Source organism: Streptomyces sp. NPDC054866 (genome assembly GCF_053610745.1).
Genome location: NZ_JBSGZA010000009.1, coordinates 222,188 through 249,161, shown reverse-complemented (window position 1 = coordinate 249,161; position 26,974 = coordinate 222,188). Strand labels below are relative to the sequence as shown.

Annotated in this window: 24 protein-coding genes; 8 read left to right on the top strand and 16 right to left on the bottom strand. The window is 69.6% G+C overall.

Going from position 1 to position 26,974, the window contains the following annotated elements:
• The first annotated feature begins 84 nt into the window (after positions 1–84).
• Entirely contained in the window at positions 85–1,335 is a 1,251-nt protein-coding gene (locus tag ACWGI2_RS35910; RefSeq protein ID WP_453700017.1) for a serine hydrolase domain-containing protein, read from the top strand.
• Here the strand turns inward: ACWGI2_RS35910 and ACWGI2_RS35905 are convergent.
• Together ACWGI2_RS35905 and ACWGI2_RS35900 are read right to left on the bottom strand one after the other, a co-directional pair.
• Positions 1,287–1,955 carry a class F sortase gene (locus ACWGI2_RS35905; protein WP_453700015.1) on the bottom strand — a complete coding sequence of 223 codons (669 nt, stop codon included), beginning with the start codon at positions 1,953–1,955 and terminating at the stop codon, positions 1,287–1,289. The genes ACWGI2_RS35910 and ACWGI2_RS35905 overlap by 49 nt on opposite strands.
• Entirely contained in the window at positions 1,952–2,767 is an 816-nt protein-coding gene (locus tag ACWGI2_RS35900) for a hypothetical protein (RefSeq protein ID WP_453700014.1), read from the bottom strand. Before ACWGI2_RS35900 ends, ACWGI2_RS35905 begins: the two co-directional genes overlap by 4 nt.
• Positions 2,768–2,852: 85 nt before the next feature.
• On the opposite strand from ACWGI2_RS35900, the gene ACWGI2_RS35895 reads away from it, so the two are divergent.
• A complete protein-coding gene (locus tag ACWGI2_RS35895) occupies positions 2,853–3,320 on the top strand; it encodes a hypothetical protein (RefSeq protein WP_453700013.1) in 468 nt (155 codons plus the stop codon).
• Between the two features lie 12 nt (positions 3,321–3,332).
• Here ACWGI2_RS35895 and ACWGI2_RS35890 read toward each other — a convergent pair whose 3' ends face one another.
• The 3 genes from ACWGI2_RS35890 to ACWGI2_RS35880 form a co-directional block, all read right to left on the bottom strand.
• Positions 3,333–4,523 (bottom strand): ABC transporter substrate-binding protein, encoded by a 1,191-nt coding sequence (locus ACWGI2_RS35890; protein WP_453700012.1) that lies wholly within the window; start codon positions 4,521–4,523, stop codon positions 3,333–3,335.
• A 91-nt stretch (positions 4,524–4,614) separates the two neighbouring features.
• Positions 4,615–7,215 carry an MXAN_6230/SCO0854 family RING domain-containing protein gene (locus tag ACWGI2_RS35885; protein ID WP_453700010.1) on the bottom strand — a complete coding sequence of 867 codons (2,601 nt, stop codon included), beginning with the start codon at positions 7,213–7,215 and terminating at the stop codon, positions 4,615–4,617.
• Between the two features lie 171 nt (positions 7,216–7,386).
• Entirely contained in the window at positions 7,387–8,826 is a 1,440-nt protein-coding gene (locus ACWGI2_RS35880) for a gamma-aminobutyraldehyde dehydrogenase (RefSeq protein ID WP_453700009.1), read from the bottom strand.
• Positions 8,827–8,987: 161 nt separating this feature from the next.
• Between ACWGI2_RS35880 and ACWGI2_RS35875 the strand changes: the two genes are divergently transcribed.
• The 6 genes from ACWGI2_RS35875 to ACWGI2_RS35850 all read left to right on the top strand — a co-directional run bounded on the left by ACWGI2_RS35875 (position 8,988) and on the right by ACWGI2_RS35850 (position 14,865).
• Positions 8,988–9,500 carry an Lrp/AsnC family transcriptional regulator gene (locus ACWGI2_RS35875; RefSeq protein ID WP_367049304.1) on the top strand — a complete coding sequence of 171 codons (513 nt, stop codon included), beginning with the start codon at positions 8,988–8,990 and terminating at the stop codon, positions 9,498–9,500.
• A complete protein-coding gene (locus tag ACWGI2_RS35870; RefSeq protein WP_453700008.1) occupies positions 9,485–10,864 on the top strand; it encodes an aspartate aminotransferase family protein in 1,380 nt (459 codons plus the stop codon). The genes ACWGI2_RS35875 and ACWGI2_RS35870 overlap by 16 nt, the downstream gene beginning before the upstream one ends.
• Before the next feature lie 210 nt (positions 10,865–11,074).
• Positions 11,075–11,911 (top strand): ABC transporter ATP-binding protein, encoded by an 837-nt coding sequence (locus ACWGI2_RS35865; RefSeq protein WP_453700007.1) that lies wholly within the window; start codon positions 11,075–11,077, stop codon positions 11,909–11,911.
• Positions 11,893–13,059 carry a hypothetical protein gene (locus ACWGI2_RS35860; RefSeq protein ID WP_453700005.1) on the top strand — a complete coding sequence of 389 codons (1,167 nt, stop codon included), beginning with the start codon at positions 11,893–11,895 and terminating at the stop codon, positions 13,057–13,059. The genes ACWGI2_RS35865 and ACWGI2_RS35860 overlap by 19 nt, the downstream gene beginning before the upstream one ends.
• A 143-nt stretch (positions 13,060–13,202) precedes the next feature.
• Positions 13,203–13,607: a VOC family protein gene (locus ACWGI2_RS35855; protein WP_453400931.1), complete on the top strand. Its 405-nt coding sequence runs from the start codon at positions 13,203–13,205 to the stop codon at positions 13,605–13,607.
• 85 nt (positions 13,608–13,692) lie between these two features.
• Complete coding sequence (locus ACWGI2_RS35850; RefSeq protein WP_453700003.1) at positions 13,693–14,865, top strand: LOG family protein; 1,173 nt, start codon at positions 13,693–13,695, stop codon at positions 14,863–14,865.
• Positions 14,866–15,053: 188 nt separating this feature from the next.
• On the opposite strand, the gene ACWGI2_RS35845 is transcribed toward ACWGI2_RS35850, so the two are convergent.
• The 11 genes from ACWGI2_RS35845 to rpsB all read right to left on the bottom strand — a co-directional run bounded on the left by ACWGI2_RS35845 (position 15,054) and on the right by rpsB (position 26,817).
• Positions 15,054–15,845, bottom strand: coding sequence for a maleylpyruvate isomerase family mycothiol-dependent enzyme (locus ACWGI2_RS35845; protein ID WP_453700002.1), 792 nt, complete (start codon positions 15,843–15,845; stop codon positions 15,054–15,056).
• A gap of 66 nt (positions 15,846–15,911) precedes the next feature.
• Positions 15,912–16,976, bottom strand: a complete 1,065-nt coding sequence (locus ACWGI2_RS35840; protein ID WP_453700000.1) for an ABC transporter ATP-binding protein — start codon at positions 16,974–16,976, stop codon at positions 15,912–15,914.
• Entirely contained in the window at positions 16,976–18,688 is a 1,713-nt protein-coding gene (locus ACWGI2_RS35835; RefSeq protein WP_453699999.1) for an ABC transporter permease, read from the bottom strand. The genes ACWGI2_RS35840 and ACWGI2_RS35835 overlap by 1 nt, the downstream gene beginning before the upstream one ends.
• Entirely contained in the window at positions 18,664–19,749 is a 1,086-nt protein-coding gene (locus tag ACWGI2_RS35830; protein WP_453699998.1) for a thiamine ABC transporter substrate-binding protein, read from the bottom strand. The genes ACWGI2_RS35835 and ACWGI2_RS35830 overlap by 25 nt, the downstream gene beginning before the upstream one ends.
• A gap of 267 nt (positions 19,750–20,016) precedes the next feature.
• Positions 20,017–21,123, bottom strand: coding sequence for a 23S rRNA (adenine(2503)-C(2))-methyltransferase RlmN (rlmN, locus tag ACWGI2_RS35825; protein WP_249587471.1), 1,107 nt, complete (start codon positions 21,121–21,123; stop codon positions 20,017–20,019).
• Between the two features lie 37 nt (positions 21,124–21,160).
• Entirely contained in the window at positions 21,161–22,045 is an 885-nt protein-coding gene (locus ACWGI2_RS35820) for an alpha/beta fold hydrolase (protein ID WP_453699997.1), read from the bottom strand.
• A 140-nt stretch (positions 22,046–22,185) separates the two neighbouring features.
• Positions 22,186–23,259 carry a phosphatidate cytidylyltransferase gene (locus ACWGI2_RS35815; protein WP_453400938.1) on the bottom strand — a complete coding sequence of 358 codons (1,074 nt, stop codon included), beginning with the start codon at positions 23,257–23,259 and terminating at the stop codon, positions 22,186–22,188.
• Between the two features lie 34 nt (positions 23,260–23,293).
• On the bottom strand, positions 23,294–23,851 hold the full coding sequence (gene frr / locus ACWGI2_RS35810) for a ribosome recycling factor (RefSeq protein ID WP_160507471.1): 558 nt from the start codon (positions 23,849–23,851) through the stop codon (positions 23,294–23,296).
• Between the two features lie 161 nt (positions 23,852–24,012).
• Positions 24,013–24,774 (bottom strand): UMP kinase, encoded by a 762-nt coding sequence (gene pyrH, locus ACWGI2_RS35805; RefSeq protein WP_453400939.1) that lies wholly within the window; start codon positions 24,772–24,774, stop codon positions 24,013–24,015.
• 186 nt (positions 24,775–24,960) lie between these two features.
• The gene (gene tsf, locus ACWGI2_RS35800; protein WP_453699996.1) at positions 24,961–25,797 is read right to left on the bottom strand and encodes a translation elongation factor Ts; all 837 of its coding nucleotides are present in this window, start codon (positions 25,795–25,797) and stop codon (positions 24,961–24,963) included.
• A 93-nt stretch (positions 25,798–25,890) separates the two neighbouring features.
• Complete coding sequence (gene rpsB, locus ACWGI2_RS35795) at positions 25,891–26,817, bottom strand: 30S ribosomal protein S2 (RefSeq protein ID WP_160507468.1); 927 nt, start codon at positions 26,815–26,817, stop codon at positions 25,891–25,893.
• Positions 26,818–26,974: the final 157 nt, after the last annotated feature.

Sequence of the window (26,974 nt, the reverse complement as noted above, 5' to 3'; positions counted from 1 at the left end):
AGGCATATGGGTGTTGACCCCTCAGGGATCAGCGGGCCGCCACCCTCCCCCGTGAGGATCCGCCCTGCCCGGGAGATCACCAGGATGGACAGCACAGGTCCCACACCACAGCCCACCTGGAGTCGCATCGTGCAGTTCCCCGCCCGCACCGCTCTCGCCGCCGCCCTCGTCATCGGCCTCACCGGCGCCGCGACCGCCCCCGCCCTCGCGGACGCCCCGTCCGCCGCGGTTTCCCCTCAGGGTTCCGCGCCGGACGGCAAGGCCCTGCGCGCCGCGATCAAGGGGCTCCCGAACGCCGACGCGACCGCCGCCCTGGTCCGTGTCGGGGGCACCGACGGGACCTGGCGCGGCAGTTCCGGCGTACACGACGTGGTCACGGGCCGGAAGGCCGACCCGCACGGGCGCTTCCGCGCCGGATCGACGACCAAGATCGTGACCGCGGCCGTGGCGCTCCAACTGGCCGCCGAGGGCGACCTGGACCTCGACAAGCCGGTGCAGCACTACATGCCGGAGCTGTTCCCGGAGCGGAGCGAGGATCCGAAGAAGAAGTTCAAGCCCATCCCCGTCCGCAGCCTCCTCAACTACACCAGCGGGCTGCGGTCGGGCGACGGTTTCGACGACGAATACGCCCACCGCTACGACACGTTGGACTACCGGGAGGTCGTCGCGTCGGCCATCTCCAAGGGGCCCGAGCACGACCCCGGCGACCAGCAGCACTACCGCAACATCGGCTACACCGTGCTCGGCCTGCTGATCGAGCGGGTCACCGGGGATTCGTACGCCCATCAGGCGAGCGAGCGGATCTTCCGGCCGCTGCGCATGCGCGACACGTACTTCCCCGGCGCCGACCTCCGCATTCGCGGCCCGCACAACCGCGGCTACCAGAGCGTGAAGCAGCCGGACGGCACCACCCGGCTCGTCGACGTCACCGAGTGGAACCAGTTCGACCGCTTCGCGGCGGGCGACATGATCTCGTCCACCGCCGACCTGGAGGTCTTCACGCAGGCGCTGTTCGGCGGGGAGGTCGTGCCCCAGCCTCAGTTGAAGGAGATGTTCACCCTGCCGAAGCTGGCGCCCGGCGCCCCCGAACCCACCTTCGCCGCCGGGCTCCAGCGGCACGAGGTGAGCGATCAGGTGGTCTGGCTCAAGACCGGCTCCCGCTACGGCTACCTGAGCATGATCGCCTCCACCGAGAACGGCTCCCGGACCCTCGTCTACTCGGTCAACGCGACCGACGCCAAGGGGAAGGACATGAACCCGCTCGCCCAGCGGATCGCCCTGACCGCCTACGCGACGCCCGTCATGCTCGCGAAGACCGTGACGTTGTTGGGGTAGTAGTTCCGGTCCGCGTCGAACTCCCCGCCACATGTGATTAGGCGCAGCCCCGCGTGGTCGATGTTCTTGTAGACGTCCAGGGTGGGGAACTTCTTCTTCGGGTACTCCTCGACACGGTCCACCGCGAAGGTGGCGGTCTTCCCGTCCGCGCGCGTCACCTCGATCGTGTCCCCCGCCTTCATCGTCTTCAGCTTCTTGAAGACCGCGTCCGCGCCGTTCCAGGTCACATGTCCGGCGATCACCGCGGGGCCCCGGGAGCCGGGGGTGGGGCCGGGCTCGTACCAGCCCGCCAGATCGGGGTCCTTCGGCGTCGTCATCGCCCCGTCCCCGCTCTGCCCCAGCGTCTCCAACCCGCTCGAAACACCCAGGGAGGGGATGGCGACCCGCTGCGGAACCGACCGTTCCAGGGGCGCGGCGGCCTCGCCCGGCCCCTTCGACGGCGTGGGGCCGCCGCCCTCCGTGGCGTCCCCCGCCGCGCTCTGGCGGGGAGGCGCGGGTGAAGCAGCCGTACTGTCCTGCCCCGCACACGCGGTGAGCACCAGAGCCGCGGCGACGGCGGCGACCAGGGCGGCTGAGGCACGCCGGACCCCGGTCCACATCCGCCAGGCCGAGCGGCTCACGCGGCGTCCCCGGTCTTCGCGGCGACCACGGCGGCGGGCACCATGCGCCGCCGCGCGAGAACCAGCACCCCGGCGGCCGCCACCGCCGCCGCTCCGGCCGCGCCGGTAACGGCACCGGTGGACGTGCGACTCTCCGTGCCGCCGCCGGTCTCGACCCCGCCGATGGGGACGGACCCGACGGCCGCGCCCTTGACGACACCGCAGTTGGTCGGGGCGGTGGCCTCCTGGGGAAGCTTCGGGTCGAGTTCGCTCTTGCCCGCGCCCTCGAAGTCGTACTTGCCGTTGTCGTTGCGGTCGACGCCGTGCTGCACGATGTGCAGGTCCTTGATGTGCTCGACCACGTCCTGCCCCACGGTGATGGTCCGCTTGTAGGAGACCTTGCCCTGCGCGTCGGCCACCGGCATCCGGTCCACGGCGAGACCGCTGCCCGCGTCGGTGCCCCCGGACTCGGTCAGCGAGATGTTGATGTCGCCGTAGTGGACGGTGGCCTCGGTGTTGTCGAGGATGCCGTCGCCGTTGGTGTCGTCGCCGTCGTCCGGGCACTGGAAATCGTGCCCGTCGGTGGAGCCGTGCAGGTGCTGCGCCGACGGCTGTCCCGGCACGAGCCCCTCGGACTTGATCCACACGGTCAGCGCGTTGCCACGCAGGCTCAGGAGCGCCGTTCCCGTGGATCCGGAGTCGTTCAGCGCCGCCAGGTCGATCTGGTAGGCCGGGGGATCCGCCGCGAACACCGGGGTCGACACAGCCACGGTGAGGAGGGCGGCAGGCAGAGCGGCGAGCGCCGCGAGAAGGCCGATTCGCTTGGGCATCACGTTCGTTCCTTTCGGTTACCCATGAAACGCAACGAGACTCGCGGGTGTTCAAATTGAGCACGGGGAACAGGAAGGAAGCGTGATCGTGGGGGCCGAGTGGGACTGGAGCCGCGGCGAGACACTGCTGCGCGTCGACGACCCGGCCGACTGGGACGCGGCGTACGACCGCGGCGAGCGAAGCCTCGGTACGGCGGTGATCGGCCTGGCCTTCAACTGCACCCTGGAGGAGGCATCGCCGCGCATAGTCAGGGCGATGCGACTGGCGGACCGCGGGCAGCGCGGGTTCGCCTACACCGCGGCCGGCGTCGCCGCCCGCCTCAACGGTGAACTGACACCCGAGCTGTACGCCGCGCTCCGCGCCGAAGGCCATCGCGGCTTCGCCGAGACCGCCGTCGACGACACCCTGACCTTCGTGCCGTTCCGGAAGCTGCCGCTGTGGTTCAAGTGGCGGACGGTCGCGTCAAAGGTGCAGGACAAGCTGGCGACCTGGCGGCTGAACGTCACGTACGCGGCCGAGGACGCCCGTAAGGCCCTGCGCCGACGCCGGTCCTGAGCAACGCCCCCGCTACAACCCCGCGATCGCGTTCCACCGCTTCGCGAACTCCGTTCGCTCCTCCGACGTGATGTCCCGCGCGATCGCGAGCCGCTTCCGCATCGCGTCGTCCGGGAAGATCAGCGGGTCCTCGGCCAGCGAAGCCAGTTCCTTGTCCTTGGACGAGGCGAGGATGTCGCGCGCGGCCGGCACGGGGCAGACGTAGTTGACCCAGGCGGCCAGCTCCGCGGCCACCTCCGGCTCGTAGTAGTAGTCGATGAGCCGTTCCGCGTTCCGCTTGTGGCGGGCCAGGTTGGGGATCATCAGGGATTCCGCCCACAGCTCGGCGCCCTCATCGGGGACGACGAACTCGATGTCAGGGTCGTCCGCCTGGAGCTGGATCACGTCACCGCTGTAGGCCTGGCAGGCCAGGACGTCGCCGCTGGAGAGGTCCTTGATGTAGTCGTTGCCCGTGAAGCGGCGGATGTGCTTCGAGGCCACCAGCTTCTCCACCCGGTCGCACATCCGGTGGAAGTCGTCGGCCTTCCACTTGGTGATGTCGACCCCGTCGCCCTGCATCAGCAGCGCGAACGACTCGTCGAGGCCGGAGAGCAGCGTGACCCGGCCCTTGAGGTCGTCGTCCCACAGGTCGGAGACCTGCTTGATCTCCCGGCCGAGCCTGCGCTTGTTGTACGCGATGCCGGTGATGCCGGACTGCCAGGGAACGGTGTGCTTGCGCCCCGGGTCGAAGTGCGGCGAACGCAGCAGCGGGTCCAAGTACTTGGTCACGTTGGGCTGGCGCGCGCGGTCCATCTCCTGGACCCAGCCGAGCCGTACGAAGCGGGCGCACATCCAGTCGCTGATGACGATGAGGTCGCGGCCGGTCTCCTGGTGGTTCATCAGGGACGGGCTGATCTTGCCGAAGAACTCGTCGTTGTCGTTGATCTCCTCCGTGTAGCGGACGTCGATGCCGGTCCGCTTCTCGAAGGCGTCGAGCGAGGGCCGCTTCGTCGTGTCATCGTCGTCGGTGTCGATGTAGAGCGGCCAGTTCGCGAAGGACAGTGTCTTGTCCTGCCGGGAACGGTCCCCGGCGGCGCGCTCGCCGGGGCCTATGTACGCGGCGGGCACGCCGCAGCCCGCGAGCGCGCTGACGGCCGCCCCGCCGCCGAGGGCACGCAGCAGGGACCGGCGGGAGACTGAGGAGGCACTGGGGTTCGCTCGCACTCCGGCAGCATGCGCCTGCGTGTCACGTACAGGCAATGGACGCTGCGTCGAGCCGAGCGGTCGGGAAGCGACACCCTGTCCACCGACGTGATCACACCGGCGCCAGCCACCCCGCCAGATCCCCCGCGGTGATCCGCTCAAGCGGCGAGGCGTCGACCGGACCCGGGTAGAGCCTGTACACCGTGCCGGACGCGATGCCCTCCACGCCCCCCAACTCGCCGTGCAGCAGCGCCAGAAGAGCGCGGCGGCCCGCAAGCTCGGGCTCCGGCTCCGCGCGCAGCTCGTCCGGCTCCCAGCCGTCGCGGACGCGCAGCGCGAAGTCGGCGCGCGGCTCGTCGTCGGCACGGCGGTAGCCCCACAGGACGTGGCCACGGCCGCGCACGTACACGGGTCCTTCGGTGCGGGCCGCCGCCGCCCAGCAGGCGAGGTCCCACAGGGTGGCCCGGCCGCGCGGCTCGAACGTGCCGAGAAGGTCGTTGCCCATGCGGCCGAGCTGCTTGCGGTAACGCCACACGTCGTGGTTGCCGTCGCCCGTGGAGACGGTGACGTCGGCCCACCAGGCGCGCCGCGCCCGCAGGTCGACGATCATCGGCACGCGCAGCGCCGCGTCACCGGCGAGGTCGAAGCGCTGCCGGACCGTGCGCGGGTCGTACACGGCCCTCTTCGTACCCTCCACCGCCATGAACCCCGCGAAGGCGTCCGGCAGTTCGTCGAAGGGGACGTTGTTGTACGAGAGGACCGCGGGCACCACGAAGCGCACCCCCACGTGGGCGAGGCGCGGCAGGTCCAGGTCCAGGTACTCGGTGGCGCCGTGCGGGGCGGGCGCCGCCGTCAGGTCCCCGGAGTGCCGGGCGGCGCCGCCCGCGTACGCCAGGTGTGTGTAGTCGCACAGGCCGACGAAGCGCCACAGGTCGTCGTAGAGCGCGACGGACAGATCGAGGTCGACGCGCACGCCCTTGGGCTGGAGCCAGTGCAGGAAGAGCCTCACGTTCTCGCTGTCCGCGGGCATGGGCAGCGAGCTGCCGCGCGGCACCGCGACCAGCGATGCCGCGGACGCGCGCTCGGCGAACGGCACCGGAAGGTCGGCCAGCGAGGCGTCGAGGACAGCGACGTCGTACCGCTCGCCCTCCCCCGCGGCGAGCCGCCGCACGGCCTCCGCCTCGATCAGCTCACCGGCGCGCCCCGCGACGCGGGACGGCAGCGGCGGTCGGCCGTCGTCGATCGCGTAGGCCTGGGTGACGCGCCCGCGCGGGAAGAAGACTCGGCGGCGCCCGGGCGCGGAACGGACCTTCATGCGGCCGTACGCGCCGAGCAGCGGCCCGGGAGCGGTGTGCGGCAGGGCGTCGGCGAGCGCCGCGCCCACGGCCTCCGGCAGGGTCGTCGAACCCGACCGCGCCAGCAACAGGTCGAGGCGGCGCAGGAGTTCACCCGGGCGTTCGCGCAGGAGGCCGGCCGCGGCCTCGGTGTCCCAGCGGCCGAGCGCCTCCTCGACGCGCCCCTGCCAGGTGGAAATCCGCAGCCGGTCGCCTTCGATGCGGACGTCATCGTGGCGTGCGGCTTCGGCGAGCAGCGTCTCGCCGAGCGCGCCGTCCCCGATGCGGGTCCCGCGCAGGACCGCGAAGGCGAGCGCCACGCGCGCGTGCCGGTGGGCCTGCTCGAAGGGGTGCAGGATTTCGCCGACCCGCTTCCAGGCGCGCGGGTGGCGTGCCATGCCCTCGGCGAGATGCCGGAAGTCGAACCGGTCGAGCAGGGCGAGGAGTTCACGGCGTACAGGACGCGGAAGGCCGCGCAGGCGCGGCAGTTCGAGCAGGTCGGGGTCGCCCCCGGACCGTACGACGAGGATGCGCAGCACGTCCGTGGCGGTGTCCGCGTACCGGCCCACGAGCCCGCCCGCGTCCGGCAGTCCGAGCAGCGGCGCGAGGGCGAGCGCCTTGCTCTCGCGCAGGGGAATCGCGTCCGGGAGCCAGTCGGCGGCGTCGGCCGGGTCCAGGTGCCCCAGCAGCAGCACCAGGTCGTCGTGGTCCTGGGGACTCAGGGGCGTACGGCGGGCAAGCAGGGCGGCGAGTTCGGCGGCGGCGTCACCGGGCGCCGCCAGGCGCAGCGCGCGCAGGATCTCGCCGCCGTCACCGCCGAGGCCTGCCCCGGTGTCGAACCAGGGGTCGGTGGGCCCGTCCGTCTCGTAGCGGTTCTCGCAGACCGGGCAGGCGTACCAGACGCAGCACAGGTCGCAGCAGCCCGTGTCCAGCTCCTTGCGGTGGCAGTCGTCGCACAGCAGGTGCGCGCAGGGCGCGAGCGCACGGACGCGTGCCTTGGTGCCCGCGCAGTTCATGCAGGGCTGGTGCGGCTGGGCGGCGAGGTACTCGACGACGACGGAGGTGTAGCGGTCGTACGCGGGCTGGTACGCGGTCTCGGCGGGGAACCGCGCGAACAGCGGGGCATGGCGCCGGTCGGACCCCATCAGCGCGTCGACGTCGGCGATCAGTTTCATGCCGGTCGCGGCGAGGTCGGCGACGGAGAGCGCGGTGAGCGCGCGGCGCAGCGGGGCGGTCAACAGGTGCCCGCGGTCGGCGAGTTCGGCTTCGAGGACGACCACGGCGGCGTCGGTCTCGGCGGACCGCCCGGCGCCGGAGGGAACACGCACGCTCTGGCGGCGGCGCAGCAGCAGCCCCGCGAGATCATCGGCCGTCGTCATCAGGTCCCACCCCCGTAGGTACAGAAAAGGCGGGGGCGGAGAGTGCGTGCGCTACGGATCTTTTGCAGAGAAGAGAAAGAAGGAAGCACACAACGGAGCCGCCCCCGCGTTCCTGACGGTACGCGGGGGCGGCGGGGCCGGGCATCTGAATTAGCCCAGTGACGAGGAGGCTTAGCCCTCGATCGACGTCATGACGTGCTTGATGCGCGTGTAGTCGTCGAAGCCGTACGCCGAGAGGTCCTTGCCGTAGCCGGACTTCTTGAAGCCGCCGTGCGGCATCTCCGCGACCAGCGGGATGTGCGTGTTGATCCAGACGCAGCCGAAGTCGAGGACCTTGGACATGCGCATCGCACGCGCGTGGTTCTGCGTCCAGACCGAGGACGCAAGGGCGTAGTCCACGCCGTTCGCGTACGACACGGCCTGCGCCTCGTCCGTGAAGGACTGGACGGTGATGACCGGGCCGAAGACCTCGTTCTGGATGATCTCGTCATCCTGCTTGAGACCCGAGACGACGGTCGGGGCGTAGAAGAAGCCCTTCTCGCCGACCCGCTGGCCGCCCGCCTCGACCTTGGCGTGCGCCGGAAGGCGGTCGATGAAGCCGGAGACCTGCTTCAGCTGGTTGGCGTTGTTGAGCGGGCCGAAGAGCACGTCCTCGTCGTCCGGCTGGCCGGTCTTCGTGTCGGCCGCGGCCTTGGCGAGCGCGGTCACGAACTCGTCGTGGATGGACTCGTGGACGAGCACGCGCGTGGCGGCCGTACAGTCCTGGCCCGCGTTGAAGAAGCCCGCCACCGAGATGTCCTCGACGGCCTTGGCGATGTCGGCGTCCTCGAAGACGACGACCGGGGCCTTGCCGCCCAGCTCCAGGTGGACCCGCTTGAGGTCCTTGGACGCGGACTCGGCGACCTGCATGCCGGCGCGCACGGAGCCGGTGATGGAGGCCATCGCCGGGGTGTTGTGCTCGACCATGGCGCGGCCGGTGTCACGGTCGCCGCAGACGACGTTGAAGACGCCCTTGGGGACGATGGAGCCGATGATCTCGGCCATCAGGACGGTCGACGCGGGGGTCGTGTCCGAGGGCTTGAGGACGACGGTGTTGCCCGCGGCGAGCGCCGGGGCGAACTTCCATACACCCATCATCATCGGGTAGTTCCAGGGCGCGACCTGCGCGCAGACGCCGATCGGCTCGCGGCGGATGATGGAGGTCAGACCCTCCATGTACTCGCCGGCCGCGCGGCCTTCGAGCATCCGGGCCGCGCCCGCGAAGAAGCGGATCTGGTCGACCATGGGCGGGATTTCCTCGGACCGGGTGAGCCCGGTCGGCTTGCCCGTGTTCTCGACCTCGGCCGCGATGAGCTCCTCGGCGCGCTCCTCGAAGGCGTCGGCGATCTTCAGCAGGGCCTTCTGGCGCTCGGCGGGCGTCAGGTCACGCCAGGCGGGGAACGCGGCGGCGGCCGCCTCCATGGCGGCGTCGACGTCGGCCTGCCCCGACAGGGGCGCGGTGGCGTAGGCCTCGCCGGTGGCGGGATTGACCACCTCGGTGGTCCGCCCGTCGGCGGCGTCCCGGAATTCTCCGTCGATGTAGTTACGCAGACGGCGCAGCTCGGTGGTCACTTCCGGCCCTCCAGTCAGATGTCCAGTGGATGAGACACCCACCCTAGTCGGTGTACCGACGCTTTCAACATACCCGGAGGCCCAGAACTGCGAAATCCGTGACTATCGAAGCTCCAGACAACGAATTTCATCGATCTGGCCTTGCGGAACTGTCGAGTCCTGTGCACCATGGGGTCGTGGCCAGTCGCAGCGCAGATTCCAGCAGTTCCCGACACGGGAACGGTTCTTCGTCCATCGACGCCGTCTCCCTGGCGATCATCGAACAGCTTCAGGAGGACGGACGCCGTCCGTACGCCGCCATCGGCAAGGCCGTGGGCCTGTCCGAGGCGGCCGTGCGGCAGCGCGTCCAGAAGCTGCTCGACCAGGGCGTCATGCAGATCGTCGCCGTCACGGACCCGCTCACCGTGGGTTTCCGGCGCCAGGCAATGGTCGGCATCAATGTCGAGGGCGATCTGGATCCGGTCGCGGAGGCGCTGACGGCCATGGCCGAGTGTGAGTACGTGGTGATGACCGCGGGCTCCTTCGACCTGATGGTGGAGGTCGTCTGTGAGGACGACGACCACCTTCTCGACGTGATCAACAAGCGCATCCGCGCCCTCCCCGGCGTGCGCTCCACCGAGAGCTTCGTCTATCTGAAGCTCAAGAAGCAGACCTATATGTGGGGAACCCGATAGCCGTGAGCAAGGACCTCAGCCAGACCGCGTACGACCACTTGTGGATGCACTTCACCCGCATGTCGGACTACGAGAACGCACCCGTGCCCACCATCGTGCGTGGCGAAGGCACCTACATCTACGACGACAAGGGCAAGAAGTACCTGGACGGTCTGTCCGGTCTCTTCGTCGTCAACGCCGGCCACGGCCGTCACGAGCTCGCCGAGACCGCCTACAAGCAGGCGCAGGAGCTGGCCTTCTTCCCGGTGTGGAGCTACGCCCACCCGAAGGCCGTCGAGCTGGCGGAACGTCTCGCCAACTACGCGCCCGGCGACCTCAACAAGGTCTTCTTCACCACCGGTGGCGGCGAGGCCGTCGAGACCGCGTGGAAGCTGGCGAAGCAGTACCACAAGCTCACCGGCAACCACACGAAGTACAAGGTCATCTCGCGCGCGGTCGCCTACCACGGCACCCCGCAGGGCGCCCTGTCCATCACCGGTCTGCCCGCCCTCAAGGCCCCCTTCGAGCCGCTCGTACCGGGCGCGCACAAGGTGCCGAACACGAACATCTACCGCGCCCCGATCCACGGTGACGACCCGGTGGCCTTCGGCCGCTGGGCCGCCGACCAGATCGAGCAGGAGATCCTCTTCGAGGGTCCCGAGACGGTCGCCGCCGTGTTCCTGGAGCCGGTCCAGAACGCCGGTGGCTGCTTCCCGCCCCCGCCCGGATACTTCCAGCGGGTACGCGAGATCTGCGACAAGTACGACGTGCTGCTCGTCTCGGACGAGGTCATCTGCTCCTTCGGCCGCCTCGGCACGATGTTCGCCTGTGACAAGTTCGACTACGTCCCGGACATGATCACCTGCGCCAAGGGCATGACCTCGGGCTACTCCCCGATCGGCGCCTGCATCATCTCGGACAGGCTCGCCGAGCCGTTCTACAAGGGTGACAACACCTTCCTGCACGGCTACACCTTCGGCGGCCACCCGGTCTCGGCCGCGGTCGGCATCGCCAACCTCGACATCTTCGAGAAGGAGGGTCTCAACCAGCACGTCCTCGACAACGAGGACGCGTTCTACCAGACCCTGCGCAAGCTGCACGACCTGCCGATAGTCGGCGACGTCCGCGGCAACGGCTTCTTCTACGGCATCGAGCTCGTGAAGGACAAGGCCACCAAGGAGACGTTCAACGACGAGGAGACCGAGCGCGTCCTGTACGGCTTCCTCTCCAAGGCGCTGTACGAGAACGGCCTGTACTGCCGCGCCGACGACCGTGGCGACCCGGTCGTCCAGCTCGCCCCGCCGCTGATCTCCACGCAGGAGACCTTCGACGAGATCGAGGGCATCCTGCGCCAGGTCCTCACGGAGGCGTGGACGAAGCTCTGATCCCCCGGGTCCCGCCCCCAGGGACCCATAGTGTGATCGAGTGATCAACACCGGCCCCGGGGGCGCCCGTTCGAGTGAGAACGGGCGCCCCCGGGCCGCGTCGTTTCCAGGCAGCGCGGCCTGGATCCCTAGCGTGCCCAGTGACCGATCGGCCCCGCCTTCGTTCCCCCGTACGGGGGAGGCAAACTGATCTGAACCGAGGTGTACGTGATGGTGGCCCCGCCGGACAACGACGTGCTGTGGGCACGCGCCCTCCACGTCACACACAACGGCTCTCCCGCGCTCACCGGCGTATCGCTCGGTGTCCGCGAGGGCGAGATCCTCGCCGTCACCGGCCCGCGCGGCAGTGGCAAAACGACTCTCCTGCGCTGTCTCTCCGGCCAGCTCCTGCCCCAGGAGGGCGAGGTCTGGTTCAACAGCGCGCCGGTGCACACGATGGGCCCGGTGGTCCGCGAACGCCTGCGCCGCGACCGCTTCGGCTGGATCGACCCGCAGCCGCACCTCGTGCCCGAGCTCACGGCCTGGGAGAACGTCGCGATGCCGCTGATGCTGCGCGGCGCCTCGCACCGCGTCTCCAAGACCACGGCCCAGGAGTGGCTCGATCGCCTCGACATCGGTGACTGCGCCCGCAAGCGGCCGCACGCGCTGCTCCAGGCCCAGCGCCAGCGCATCGCCATCGCCCGCGCCCTGGTCACGATGCCGTCGGTGATCTTCGCCGACGAGCCGACCGCGCCGCTGCACCGCGCCGACCGCGCCCACGTCCTGCGCACGCTGACGACCGCGGCCCGCTCGCACGGCATTACGGTCGTCCTCGCCACGCACGACGCGGAGGTCGCCGCCCTCGCCGACCGGACGGTCACGCTGCTCGACGGGCGGCGCGTGAACACGGTGCACCTGCCGGGGTCGGGCGAGCTCGCGGCGGAGGTCGGCGCCGGGGACACCCCCGAGGCCGAGGGCACTGCCTCCGCCGAAGGCTCCGGGACCGCGGCCGCCGAGGGCGATTCCGACGACGCGGAAGGCCGGGCCGCGTGCTCGCTCTCCGTCTAGCCCGCGGGGCGCATCCCCTGGTCCAGCTGCGCAGGCTGCTCGTCGCCGCGGCCTCCGCCGGCACCGGCTTCCTGCTCCTGTGCACGCTGGGGTACGCGGTGGGCCACCCGGAGGCGTCCGGCGGGGCCCTGCTGCGGCTCGCCTGGTGCGTCGCGCCGATCGCCGCCACCGTGTACTTCGCCGTCACCGTCGCGCGCACCGACCCGGCGACCCGGCCGCGCTCCGGGCTCTCCGCGGTGGGGCTCGGTCCGGCCAGGCTCACGGTGCTCGCCACGATCTCCACGGCCGTGGCGTGCACGCTCGGCTCGATGGTCGCGCTCCTGTTCTTCCTACACCTGCGCGGCGATCTGACGGGCCTGCCGTTCGACGGCGCCGCGGCCGAACTGCTCGCCGCCGGGCAGCCGTTGCCCGTCGGCGCGGTGCTCACCCTGCTCGCCCTGGTCCCGCTGACCGCCTCCGCTGCCAGCGCGGCCGTACTGCGGCCCCGGACCGCGAAGCCCGGCGGCAAGCAGGAAGAACCGGCGGACCCGAACGCCCCGGCCGCCCCGCCGAGCGGCCTTCCCTGGGGGGTCGCGCTCCTCGCGGCGGGCCTCGCCGTCGAGACGTACGCGAGCCGATCCCCCGGCACCTCGGATCTGAGGATGCCGGGCGGCCTGACCGGAAGCCCCGCGGGTGTGCTCGCCGGGTGGGCGCTCACCGCGCTCGGTCTCGCTCTCGCGGGGCCCGGCCTCACGCATCTGTGCGGACGCATCCTCCAGGCTGCCAGGCCCGGCGCGATGCGGCTCCTGGCCGGGCGTGGGTTGCAGGAAGAGGCGCGGCGGATCGGGCGGCCGCTCGGGGTGCTCTGTGTGGTGGCCTCCGGGGCGTACGCGGCGCTCACGCTCTACTCCGGTGCCCGGCCCGACGTCGGCCCGCTGACCACGCTCGGCTCGCTGCTGGTCGCGGGCTGCGCGGTCCTCACGCTGGCCACGGCCGCGATCGAGGCCAAGCACGCGCGCTCGGAGACGACGTCGGCGCTGCTTCAGCTCGGGGCCCCGGCGTCGACGCTGCGCGGCACCGCCGCGCTGCGGGCAGGCGTGCTCGCGGCCGTGTTCGGGCCGCTGACCTGGGTGGTCGCGGAGCTGGCGGCACTGCCGCTCGCGGGCTGAGGAGTCCTCATCGAAGGCGCGGGAAAAAAATCCGCGCCGGGCGATGAGTTCTGCGTCGAACGTACGTCTAACCCTCCGTAAGACACGGAACGCACGCGCCGCGCAGCACTCACCGCAGAACTCACCGCAACGGGAGACACCTCATGTACCAGCAGATGATCTTCGTGAACCTCGCCGTGAACGACGTCGACAGCTCGAAGAAGTTCTTCACGGAGCTCGGCTACACGATCAACCCCCAGTTCACGACGGACGACTGCGCCTGCGTCGTGATCAGCGACACGATCGTCGCGATGCTCCTGAGCAAGTCGCGCTACCAGGACTTCACGACGAAGCGGATCGCGGACTCGACGACGACCAGCGAGACGCTGCTCTGTCTGAGCGCCGAGAGCCGCGAGAAGGTCGACGAGCTGGTGGACAAGGCCGTGGCGGCGGGTGGCACGGCGGGCAAGACGCAGGACTTCGGCATGATGTACGGCCGCGCGTTCGACGACCTGGACGGCCACACCTGGGAAATCATGTGGATGGACGAGTCGGAGGTCCAGGGCTGACTCCGAGGCGACGAGGCTACAAGTGGCCGGGGCTCATTCGACACTCGGCACTCAGCACTCGGCGCGGCCTGCTTAGCATGGGCGGATGCAGCCGACTCCCGAACCCGCATCCGCCCCCAGGCCCTCGTCCCGACTCCCGGGCGGCGACCGCGAGATCGAGTCGCTCGCCGAGTTCGACGAGATCGCCGCGGGCGGCTCCCTCGCCGGGTGCCGCGTCCAGGCCATAGACCTGACGGCGCGTACGACCGCGTTGACGGCGTGCGACGCCACGGGCGCGGTGTTCCTCGGCTGCCCGATGGAGCCGAGCGCGGCGGACGCGATGCGGGCCGCCGGGGCGCTGGTGTTCCCGCCGGTCCCCGGCCTGCCGTTCGACCCGTACCGCGGTCTTCTCCACACGCCGGAAGAACTCTTCGCGGGACTCTCCGAGGGTGGGTACGAGGCGACTCCTGACGCCCGTGCGTACGAGTGGTTCCAGGAGACCAAGGCCGACGGCGACGTCTTCTCCTCGATGCTCCGCGCGATCCACGACGACTCGATCTCGGACGCCCTCGACGAACTGCTCGTCAGCGCGCGGGTGGTGGGCGTGATGGGCGGCCACGCGATGGCCCGCGGCACGACGGCGTACGAGGGCGCCGCGCGGCTCGGCCGCTCGCTCGCCCGCGCCGGGTTCACGGTCGCCACCGGCGGCGGCCCCGGCGCGATGGAGGCCGCGAACCTGGGCGCGTACGCGTCCGTCTTCCGCGACGAGATGCTGGACGAGGCGCTCGAACTCCTCGCCAAGGCGCCGTCGTTCACGCCTTCGGTCACCGAGTGGGCGCGGGCGGCGTTCGACGTGCGCGAGCGCTGGCCGTCCGGCGGGGTGTCGGTGGGCATCCCCACGTGGTTCTACGGCCACGAGCCGCCGAACGCCTTCGCCACGCACCTGGCCAAGTACTTCGCCAACGCCACCCGCGAGGACGGCCTGCTCGCCCGCTCGAACGCGGGCGTGATCTTCCTCCCCGGCGCCGCGGGCACGCTCCAGGAGATCTTCGACGCGGCAACCCCGAACTACTACGAATCCCGCGGCGAACCGGCCCCCATGATCCTGGTGAACCACGACCACTGGACAAAACACCTCCCGGCCTGGCCACTGCTGCAGGCGCTGGCCCGGGGACGCTCGATGGAGTCACGGATCGCGCTGGTGGACGGGGTGGAGGAGGCTCCGGCGGCGCTCGCATCCATCCCGCCCGGCGGAACTTTCAGCCCGTCCGGCGCTTGAGGACGAACTCGGCGAAGCCAGTGACGACGGCAACCAAGGCCCCCGCACACCGGCACCCCACCCACCCCGGCGAAGGCTTCAGCCCGTCCGGCGTTTGAGGACGAACTCGGCGAAGCCGGTGACGACGGCAACCAAGGCCCCCGCGCCAGAGCGGGTTTTCGGGAAGGGGCGGGGTTGGGGAGAACGCATTACTCGAACGAGGCCCGCGCCAGCCAGAAGTCCAGCAACTCCCGCTCCCCCAACACCTCCACGACCCTGCCATCCAACGGCCGCCGTCGATAGAACGCGAGCAGCACCTCGGTGAGCGGCCCTCGCAGCGCGACGCTCGCCTTCTCGTGTCCCCGTCGCCAGCTGAAGCCTTCCTCACCGAACTCGATGACCCACTCGGCGTTCAGCCCGGGCGGCGCGTCCGTCGCGTGCAGATGGATACTGCGCCCCGCCCCACGCAACTCGGCAGCACTGTCCCCCGGCTCAGACCGCTGCACGAACTGCACAATCTCCAGCCACTCGTCGATCGCGTCGGCGGCGACCTCAGGCGCGACCTCGAACGTGACCCCCGTGGCGATGGCCGCATCCGCACGGTGAATGACGGTCTCGTGCGTCATGCGCCGGGCCCAGAACCCGGCGTTCTGCGGTTCGGCCCAGGTCCACACGGGGCTGTCGGCGCGCGCGGTGGGGAACGTCTTGCCTGCCAGCTCGGCGGTCTCGGCGAGCCAGGCGTCGAGGGAGGCGAGGTCGTCGCCCTCGGGCCCGCGGATCCCCGGGACCTCCTCCTCCGGTATGTCCCCCGTGGCCCGCGTGCCCACCAGCCGCTCGGCCCACCGCACGGCGCCCCCGGTGTGGCGGGCGAGGAAGCCCAGGGTCCACTCCGGACAGGTGGGCACAGTGGCCGAGAGGTCGGCTCCGGCCAGCGTGGATCGCAACTGGCCCAGCTGCTCCGCGATTTCAGCGCAGTAGCGGTCGTACTCCAAGGAGGTCATGAGACGCACCCTAGATCGGCCACGGCCTCGCAGGCACCCGAGTTTCCCCCGCTCCGATCTCTCGCCTCAGCCCAGAATCACAACATCCCCCGCATCAAACGCAACCCCCACCGTCTCCCCCACCCCAGGCGCATCCCGCAACGCACAGGCCGCCTCAAGGCGCGGCCCCACCCGAGGCTCCAGATGAACGGCGACATGCGTACCCCGGAAGGTCCGCGCCGTCACCGCGCACGGCAGCCCCTCGTCGGCGGGCACGAGCCGCACCCCGGCCGGCCGCACAAGCAGCCGGCACCGCCCGTCCGCCGTACCCCCAGCACCCCCAGCACCCTCCGGCAACGGAACCTTGCCCCAGACGGTATCGGCCACGTCACCCGCCACCGTCGCGTCGACGACGTTGTCGAAGCCGAGGAACCGCGCCACGAACTCGTCCGCCGGATGCCTCCAGACCTCAAGTGGCGTACCGGACTGGGCAATCCGCCCGTCCCGCATCACCACGACCCGGTCCGCGAGCGCGAACGCCTCGCCCTGGTCGTGCGTGACCGCAAGGACCGTCGTGCCCAACTCGTCGAAGAGTTCACGGAGTTCGACGACAAGGCGCTCCCGCAGCGAACGGTCGAGCTGCCCGAGCGGCTCGTCCAGCATGAGCAGGCGCGGCCTCGGCGCGAGCGCACGCGCGAGGGCGACCCGCTGCTGCTCCCCGCCCGAGAGCGAGGCGACGGCCCGCCGCTGCGCACCCGGCAGCCCCACCAGTTCGAGCAACTCGGCCACCCGGTTGGCCTGTTCACCCCGCGAAGCGCCATGCATCCGCAACCCGAAGGCGACGTTGCCGGCCACATCGCGCTGCGGGAACAGCTGATGGTCCTGGAACATCAAGCCGACCCCACGCTTGTGCGCGGGCACCCCACGTTGGTCCTTCCCGCCGAGCAGGACCTGCCCGCCGTCGAGCTCCTGGAGCCCGGCGACCGCGCGCAGCAGCGTCGACTTGCCGCTGCCGCTGGGCCCGAGTACGCAGACGATCTCGTGCTCGTCGACCGCGAGCCCGACCCGGTCGAGCACGGCACGCGCCCCGAACCGCACGGTCGCGTCCACCAGCGTCAGCAAACCCACCCCTGCACTCCCACCCACACCCATCAGAACTCCCCAGTCGTGCGGTCGGTACGGAGCCGTTCGAGCAGCAGCAGCGACACCGCGCACACCACCATCAAGATCGTCGAAAGTGCCATCGCCTGGCCGTAGTTGAGCTCCCCGGCCCGCCCAAGGAGCCTCGCCACGGCGACCGGAAGCGTCGGATTGTCCGGCCGCGCGATGAACACGGTCGCGCCGAACTCCCCCAGGGACACCGCGAAGGCGAACCCCGCGGCGATCAGCAGCGCCCGCCGCACCATCGGCAGGTCCACCTCACGCCACGCCCGCAGCGGCGACGCCCCGAGCACGGCGGCCGCCTCGCGCAGGCGTCCGTCCACCGCGCGCAGGACGGGAAGCATGGTGCGTACGACGAAGGGCACGCCCACCAGCGCCTGCGCGAGCGGCACCAGAATCCACGTCGAGCGCAGGTCGAGCGGCGGCTTGTCCAGCGTGATCAGGAACCCGAAGCCGACCGTCACCGCGGAAACGCCGAGCGGCAGCATCAACAGCGCGTCGAAGCCGCGCACCAGGCGACCGGCCTTCCGGGTGAGCGCGGCGGCGGCGAGTCCGCCGATCACCAGGGCGATGGCGGTGGCGGCGAGCGCGTACTGGAGCGAATTCCAGACCGCCTCGATGGGCGGGACGAGGAAGGCCCCGCCCTCCGCAGATGTCAGCTCCCTGTAGTAGGTGAAGCCGTAGCCGTCGGGGCCGCTCAGCGACCGCTCGATCAGCACACCGAGCGGCAGCAGTATCAACACGGCGATCGTGGCCATGACCCCGCCGAGCAGCGCCCACTGTCCCGCGCCGCGCGGGCGTCGCGCGACCGCGGCGGCGTCGACGAGCTTCAGCGCGGTCTCCCTGCGGCGCACGGTCCACGCGTGCACGGCGAGGATCACGCCGACCGCCGCGAACTGCACGATCGTCAGGACCGCGGCCGTCGGCAGGTCGAGGAGCTGGGCGGTCTGCCGGTAGATCTCGACTTCGAGCGTCGAGTACGCGGGTCCGCCGAGGATCTGCACGACACCGAAGGAGGTGAAGGTGAAGAGAAAGACCATCAGCGCAGCCGCCGCGACCGCCGGACCGAGCGCGGGCAGCGTCACCGTCCGCCAGGCGGTCCACCGCGAGGCGCCGAGCATCCGCGCGGCCTCTTCCTGACGCGGGTCGAGCTGCGACCAGAGCCCGCCGACGGTCCGTACGACGACGGCGTAGTTGAAGAAGACGTGGGCGAGCAGGATCGCCCACACGGTCGTGTCGAGCCGCACGCCCCACATCTCGTCGAGCAGCCCTCCGCGGCCGAGCAGCGCGAGGAACGCCGTCCCGACGACGACTGTCGGCAGCACGAACGGCACGGTCACGACCGCCCGCAAGACCTGCTTGCCCCTGAACTCGAAGCGCGCGAAGACGTACGCGCCGGGGAGCGCGATGAGCAGCGTGAGCGCGGTCGACGCGAGCGCCTGCCAGGTGGTGAACCACAGCACGTGCCGGACGTCGGACTGCCCGACGACGTCCGCGATCCGCCCGAACTGCCACTGCCCGCCCACCTTCAGGCCGCGCGCGACGATCGCGGCGACCGGGTAGGCGAAGAAGACCGCGAAGAACGCGACGGGCACGGCCATCAGACCGAGCCGCGCCGCACTCCCGCGCGAAAGCCCCGTACGAAACTTGCGTCCCGTAGGGGACTTTCGGGGCCCCTCTACTTCAGTACGAGCGAGGTCCACGACTTGACCCACTGCTCGCGGTTGTCGGCGATCTTCTTCGGAGCCATGGTCTCCGGATCGTCGACCTTCACACCGTGCTCGACGAACAGCTCGGGCAGCTCGACCTTCTCCCGCACAGGGTTCACGAACATCTTCAGCGGCATGTCGTTCTGGAACTTGTCACTGATCAGGAAGTCGAGGAGCGCCTTGCCGCCCTTCTCGTTCTTGGCGTTGCTGAGCAGCCCCGCGTACTCGACCTGCCGGAAGCAGGTGCCGGTCGCGACGCCGGTCGGCGCCTCCTTGGGCTGCGGCTTGGCGTAGAGCACCTCGACGGGCGGCGAGGAGGCGTACGAGACGACGAGCGGTCGGTCGCCCTTGGCCTTCTTGCCGCCCGCGGAGCCGGAGAACTCCTGGTAGTAGGCCTGCTCCCAGCCGTCGACGACCTTGACGCCGTTGGCCTTGAGCTTCTTCCAGTAGCCCTGCCAGCCGTCGTCCCCGTACTGGGCGGCGGTGCCGAGCAGGAACCCGAGGCCGGGAGACGAGGTCGAGGCGTTCTCGGTGACCAACAGATCCTTGTACGCGGGCTTGGTCAGATCCGCGAAGGACTTCGGCGGCGCCAGCTTCTTGTCGGCGAAGTACTTCTTGTCGTAGTTGACGCAGATGTCGCCGCTGTCGACAGGGGTGACGCGGTGCTTGCCTTGATCAACGCGGAACTGCGACGCGATCTGGTCCGAGCCCTTGGCTTCGTACGACTGGAAGAGGCCGTTGTCGAGCGCACGCGAAAGAAGCGTGTTGTCGACGCCGAAGAAGACGTCGCCCTGCGGGTTGTCCTTCGACAGGATCGCCTTGTTCACGGCGGCGCCGGCGTCCCCGTCCTTGAGGACATTGACCTTATAACCGGAGCTCTTCTCGAACGCCTTCAGTACGTCCTTGGAGACGTTGAAGGAGTCATGGCTGACGAGCGTGACGCTCTTGGAATCGGCCTTGTCGCCGCTGTCGGACGAGCTGCCGCACGCGGAGAGCGCGACGAGCCCGAGGGCGACCGCGGCCGAGGTGACGGTGATCTTCTTGGTGGTGCTCACTGAGTTCAACTGAGTTCATTCCTCCTGGAGTGACCAGGAAGAGACGCGGCCCTGCCCACGGACCGGGCGGTCCGCGGGCAGGGCGCAACAGCTTGAGTGATGACCGAACTTCCTACCCGGAATGACCCGGGCAAGGTTCAGAGGGTCTGCGGCCAACCTGTCCTTGGCTGCCGCACTCTCAGCGCTGTGGCGCTCCCCTGTCGGAATATGCAGATATGTTCCGTCTATGCAGTTGTGCACTGCCTATGAAGTTGTGTTTCGGCCAGCCTAACGCTCGGACGCGGCGAGCTGACCGCACGCCCCGTCGATCTCCTGGCCGCGGGTGTCACGAACCGTGACAGGCACCCCATGAGCGGCGATGGCGTCCACGAAGGCCTTCTCGTCCTCCGGCCGCGATGCCGTCCACTTCGAGCCCGGCGTCGGGTTCAGCGGGATCAGGTTCACGTGCACTGGCTTGTTCTTGAGCAGCCGCCCGAGGCGGTCACCGCGCCACGCGTGGTCGTTGATGTCCCGGATCAGCGCGTACTCGATGGAAAGCCGGCGCCCCGACTTGGCGGCGTACTCCCATCCCGCATCCAGCACCTCCCGCACGTTCCACCGCGTATTGACGGGTACGAGGGTGTCGCGGAGCTCGTCGTCGGGCGCGTGCAGGGAGATCGCGAGGCGGCACTTGAAGCCCTCGTCGGCGAACCGGTGGATGGCGGGCACCAGGCCCACGGTCGACACGGTGATGCCACGCTGCGAGAGCCCCACACCGTCCGGCTCGGGATCGGTCAGTCTGCGGATCGCCCCGGTGACCCGGTTGTAGTTGGCCAGCGGCTCGCCCATCCCCATGAAGACGATGTTGGAGAGCCGGGCAGGCCCACCCGGAATCTCCCCGTCCCGCAGGGCCCGCATCCCGTCCACGATCTGGTGCACGATCTCGGCGGTCGACAGATTCCGGTCGAGTCCGGCCTGCCCGGTGGCACAGAACGGGCAGTTCATCCCGCACCCGGCCTGCGACGAGATGCACATCGTCACGCGGTCCGGATAGCGCATGAGCACGGACTCGACGAGCGTCCCGTCGAAGAGCCGCCACAGCGTCTTGCGCGTGGTGTCGTCGTCACAGCTGATGTGCCGCACCACGGACATCAGCTCGGGAAGCAGCGCCTCCTGAAGCTTCCCGCGGGACCCGGCAGGAATGTCGGTCCACTGCTCCGGGTCGTGCGCGTACCGCGCGAAGTAGTGCTGCGAGAGCTGCTTGGCGCGAAACGGTTTCTCGCCAACGGCGGCGACGGCTTCCTTGCGCTCGGCGGGCGTGAGGTCGGCGAGATGCCGCGGCGGCTTCTTGGCTCCGCGGGGCGCGACGAAGGTGAGTTCTCCGGGTACAGGCATGGTTCTTCCAGTGTCGCAGACGACGGGAGCCGTCGGCTCAGCCGCCGACTGAAGCACCCAGGAACTCCCGGACCAGAGGGACCACCTCGGTCAGGTGCGTTTCGAGTAGCCAGTGGCCGCCGTTGAGCAGGTGCAATTCGGCCTTGGGGAGGTCGCGGTGGTAGGCGCGGGCGGCGGCTTCCGGCATGTAGCCGTCGTGCGGGCCCCAGACGATCAGGGTCGGCGGCTGGTGTTCGCGCAGGTATGCCTGTTGTCGGGAGAACCAGGCCAGCGTGGTGGGCTGGTCCTCCAGGAGCCGGACGAGGTTGGCCACCCGCGCGGGGTCGGACATCAGGGACCAGTGCAGGGTCCACAGGTCCGGAGGCACGCGGTCGGCCACCTCTGCCGGGAGCTCGCCGGCGAACTCGTCGCGGAATCCGTCGAGGCTCACGTGCTGGGCGATGCCTCGCCGCGACTCCGGTCCGGGATTGGCCCAGAACTTCCGCAGACCGTCGTACTTCGGCCCGAACTCGTCCTCGTAGATGTCGCCGTTCTGGATGATCAGGCCCGCCACCCGTGCCGGCTCGCGCATCGCGAGCCGGAGCCCGAACTGCGACCCGTAATCGTGCAGCCAGATGACGTACCGGTCCAGTCCCATCGCCTGGGTGAAATCGAACAGGAAGTCCGCGTAGGCGTCGAAGGTGTAGTCGAAATCGTCCGGTGAAGGCGTCCCGCTGAAGCCGAAGCCGGGTAGGTCGGGGGCGATCAGGCGCCACCGGTCCGCGAGGGCGGTCAGCAGGTGCCGGTAGACGAAGGACGACCCGGGATAGCCGTGGGGAAGCAGCAGCACCGGGGCGTCGGGGTCTCCCGCCTCGCGGTAGAAGATCTCGATGCCATTGACGTCCACAGTGCGATGCGAGACGGGTCCGAGTCCAAACGGCACGGGATTCTTCCTTTCGGAATCGTCCGGATGATGTGCTCGGGGAGCCTCACCCGCGTCGGCGGATCTCAAACCGGCAGGAAGGACGAAGAGGGGCCCGCCGTCCAGTGGACAGCGAGCCCCTCTTCGTACAAAGACGCAGGTCAGCCGGACCCCACGAAGATGACGAGCAGCAGCCACACCACCGGCGCGGTCGGCAGCAGCGAGTCGAGGCGGTCCATGATGCCGCCGTGACCCGGCAGCAGCGTGCCCATGTCCTTGATACCGAGGTCACGCTTGATCATCGACTCGCCCAGGTCCCCGAGCGTCGCGCTCGCGGCGACCGCGAGGCCGATCAGCAGCCCCTGCCACCACGTACCGCCGTCGATCAGGAACTCCATGCACAGCGCGCCCGCCGCCATCGCGAAGGTCACCGCGCCGACCAGGCCCTCGCGGGTCTTGCCGGGGCTGATGCGCGGGGCGAGCTTGTGCTTGCCGAAGCGCCATCCGATCGCATACGCCCCGGTGTCGCTGACCACGGTCAGGAGCAGGAACGTGAGCACCCGCATCGAGCCGTCGTCCGCGGTGAGCATCAGCGCGACGAACGTGGCGAGGAAAGGGACGTAGAACGCTGCGAAGACGCCCGCCGTGACGTCCTTCAGATAGCCCTCGGGCGGCTCGGTCATCCGCCAGACGAGCACCGCGAGCGCGGTGAGCGCCATGGCGACCCAGGCGCCCTCGGCCCCGCGGACGTACCCGGCGACGACCATCGCGGCGCCGCCCACCGCCAGCGGGACCAGCGGCGCCTTGATGCCCTTGCGCTCCTGGAGCCGCGAGGTGAGCTCCCAGAGGCCGACGACGACGGCGACCGCTATGACGCCGATGAAGACGGCCTTCACGATGAAGAGCGACGCGACGATCACCGCGCCGAGCCCCACGCCGACTCCTATGGCCGCCCCGAGATCACGGCCCGCGCTCTTCTTCTGCGGCGCTTGAGGCGCTTGCGGCGCTTGAGGCACTCGCGGCGCCTCGGGGGCGGGCTGTGATGCGCTGGGCATGGGCTCCTGGGGTACTTCAGGCATGTCAGGCACGATGGGCATGGGCTGCGTCTCTGCTGGATACAGGGCGTCATGCGCATCGTACGCGGGACCTGCCGGGGCAGCCCCTTGAGCAGGGCCCTGGTCGGGCGGCCCCCAGTACCCGGTTCTGGGAGGCGCCCCCCAGGAAGAGTCGTTCACGGATCGGATTCCTCAGTCCTCAGACTTCGAGCCCTCAGACCTCGAGCAGCTCGGCTTCCTTGTGCTTGAGCAGCTCGTCCACCTGCGTGACGTACTTCGCGGTGGTGTCGTCGAGCTCCTTCTCCGCGCGACGGCCCTCGTCCTCGCCGATGTCGCCGTCCTTGATCGCCTTGTCGATCGCTTCCTTGGCCTTGCGGCGGATGGAGCGGATCGAGATCTTGGAGTCCTCGGCCTTGGTCTTGGCGACCTTGATGTACTCCTTGCGGCGGTCCTGCGTCAGCTCGGGGAACGTCACCCGGATGATGTTTCCGTCATTGCTGGGGTTGACGCCGAGGTCGGAGTCGCGGATCGCCTGCTCGATGTTGCGCAGCGCGCTCTTGTCGAACGGGGTCACCACGGCCATCCGCGGCTCGGGCACCGAGAACGAGGCCAGCTGATTGATCGGCGTAAGGGCGCCGTAGTAGTCGGCCACGATCTTGTTGAACATCGCCGGGTGCGCACGGCCTGTGCGAATCGCGGCGAAGTCCTCCTTGGCGACCACGACGGCCTTCTCCATCTTCTCCTCGGCCTCGAGGAGGGTCTCTTCGATCACCACTTGCTCCTGCGTGTTGTGAGTGGGCTGGGGGCGCCCCCACACGGTGAAGTAGGGGGAGTCCATGGGGTGTCGGCTGCGTCGCGTCTCTTGTCCCTGCACCGTGTCCGACCGGCAGGGCTTTGTCCATCCCTCAGGGCCCTCGGGGGACGTCCCCGAGATCAGGCGCGGGTGCCCTCGTCGCCCACGAGTGTGCCGATCTTCTCACCCTTGACGGCACGGGCGATATTGCCGGCGGTCAGCAACTCGAAGACCAGGATGGGCAACTTGTTGTCCCGGCACAGGGTGATCGCGGTCATGTCGGCGACCTTCAGGTCGCGGGTGATGACCTCGCCGTAGCCGAGCGCGTCGTACTTCACCGCGTCCGGGTTGGTCTTGGGGTCGGAGTCGTAGACCCCGTCGACACCGTTCTTGCCCATGAGCAGGGCCTCGGCGTCGATCTCCAGGGCGCGCTGCGCCGCGGTCGTGTCGGTGGAGAAGTACGGCATGCCCATACCGGCGCCGAAGATGACCACACGGCCCTTCTCCAGGTGCCGGACGGCGCGCAGCGGGATGTACGGCTCCGCGACCTGGCCCATCGTGATGGCGGTCTGGACGCGGCACTCGATGCCTTCCTTCTCCAGGAAGTCCTGGAGAGCAAGGCAGTTCATGACGGTGCCGAGCATGCCCATGTAGTCGGAGCGGGCGCGGTCCATGCCGCGCTGCTGCAGCTCCGCGCCACGGAAGAAGTTGCCGCCGCCGATCACGGCCGCGATCTGGGCGCCGTCACGGACGACAGCGGCGATCTCCTTGGCGATCGCGTGCACCACATCGGGGTCGACGCCAAGGCCGCCCCCGCCGGCGAATGCCTCACCGGAGAGCTTCAGCAGGAAACGACCGGGGACTTTATCGTCGCCGCTGTTTGTGTCGGCCTTGGTGGTCATGGAGTTCTCGCTTCTTTTTGCTCGGCGCACATACGAAGAAGGCCATTGCCGCTGGGGTGTTGTTCGCATCCCATGCTCGGCAATGGCCTCCTCGTCAGATCCTGCGGTCGTACGTCGCGTACTGCGTGGGTACGCGGGCGACCGCTGTCGACCCTAGCGGGGTCTACCGTCGATCGCGGTACGGACTCAGATGCCGACCTTGATGCGCGAGAAGCGCTTCAGGGTGACACCGGCCTCGTCCAGAACCTTCTGGACCGACTTCTTGTTGTCGAGCGCGTACGGCTGACCGAGGAGGGTGGCCTCCTTGAAGAAGCCGTTGACGCGACCCTCGACGATCTTGGGCAGCGCGGCCTCGGGCTTGCCCTCGGCGCGGGTGGTCTCCTCGGCGACGCGGCGCTCGGACTCGACGACCTCGGCCGGGACGTCCTCGCGGGAGAGGTACTTCGGCGCGAAGGCGGCGATGTGCTGGGCGATGCCCTTGGCCAGGTCGGCGTCGGCCTTGTCCAGCTCGACCAGAACACCGATCTGCGGGGGCAGGTCGGGCATGGTGCGGTGCATGTACGCGGCGACGAAGGCGCCCGAGAACTGCGCGAAGCGGTCCAGGACGATCTTCTCGCCGAGGTTGGCGTTGGCCTCGTCGACGTACGCCTGGACGGTCTTGCCGGCCTCGATCTCGGACGCGAGGAGCGCCTCGATGTCGGCGGGGGACGTCTTGGCGATGTGCGCGGCCAGCGAGTTCGCGACGGCCTGGAACTTCTCGCCCTTGGCGACGAAGTCCGTCTCGCACTTCAGCTCGACGATCACGCCGGAGGTGTTGTCGTCAGCGATGAGGGAGACCACGGCGCCGTTCTCGGCGGAGCGGCCCTCGCGCTTGGCAACGCCCTTCTGGCCCTTGATGCGCAGGGCCTCGACGGCCTTGTCGACGCTGCCGTCGGCCTCGTCGAGCGCCTTCTTGCAGTCCATCATGCCGGCGCCCGTGAGCTCACGGAGCTTCTTGACGTCAGCGGCGGTGTAGTTCGCCATGATCCTGAAATTCTCTTTCGGAGGTCTGAAAGATCTACGGGTGAACGGCGGGGGCCAGCAGGCCCCCGCCGTCAACTACCGAACCTGTGAAGGTCAGGCCTGCTCGGCTTCCGCGGCGGCGGCGGGGGCGTCGGCCTGCTCGGCGTCGGCGGCCTTCTCCGTCTCGGCGGACTTCTGAACCTCGGCCTCAGCCTCGGCCTCGGCGGCCTTCGGCTCGTCGGCCTTGGGCTCGTCAGCCTTCTTCTCGCCCTCGAGCAGGTCGCGCTCCCACTCGGCGAGCGGCTCGCCGGCGGCCTTCTCGCCCGGCTTCTGGTCGCCCGTGGCGACGCCGGAACGGGCGATGAGGCCCTCGGCGACGGCGTCGGCGATCACGCGGGTGAGCAGGGTGACGGAGCGGATCGCGTCGTCGTTGCCCGGGATCTTGTAGTCGACCTCGTCGGGGTCACAGTTGGTGTCGAGGATGGCGACGACCGGGATGTTGAGCTTCCGGGCCTCGCCGACCGCGATGTGCTCCTTCTTGGTGTCCACGATCCAGACGGCGCTGGGCACCTTGGACATCTCGCGGATACCGCCGAGGGTCTTCTCCAGCTTGGCCTTCTCGCGGGAGAGGACGAGCAGCTCCTTCTTGGTGAGGCCGGACGCGGCCACATCCTCGAAGTCGATCTGCTCGAGCTCCTTCAGGCGCTGCAGGCGCTTGTAGACGGTCGAGAAGTTGGTGAGCATGCCGCCCAGCCAGCGCTGGTTCACGTAGGGCATGCCGACGCGGGTCGCCTGCTCGGCGATGGCCTCCTGCGCCTGCTTCTTCGTGCCGACGAACATGACCGTGCCGCCGTGGGCGACGGTCTCCTTGACGAACTCGTAGGCGCGGTCGATGTACGACAGCGACTGGAGCAGGTCGATGATGTAGATGCCGTTGCGCTCCGTGAAGATGAAGCGCTTCATCTTCGGGTTCCAACGACGGGTCTGGTGACCGAAGTGGACGCCGCTTTCCAGCAGCTCCCGCATCGTGACGACGGCCATGGCCGTACTCCTTGGTGTTCTCGGTTGTGCCGCGTCCGCCGGATGGCGGTCGCGCCTGACGCCCGCGATGCGCCGTGCCGCAAAGGACCGAGAGGCGCTGGCACCTGGCTTTTCATGGCCTGGTGTCGGGGCGTGCGAAGTCGACCCGGTGACCCGG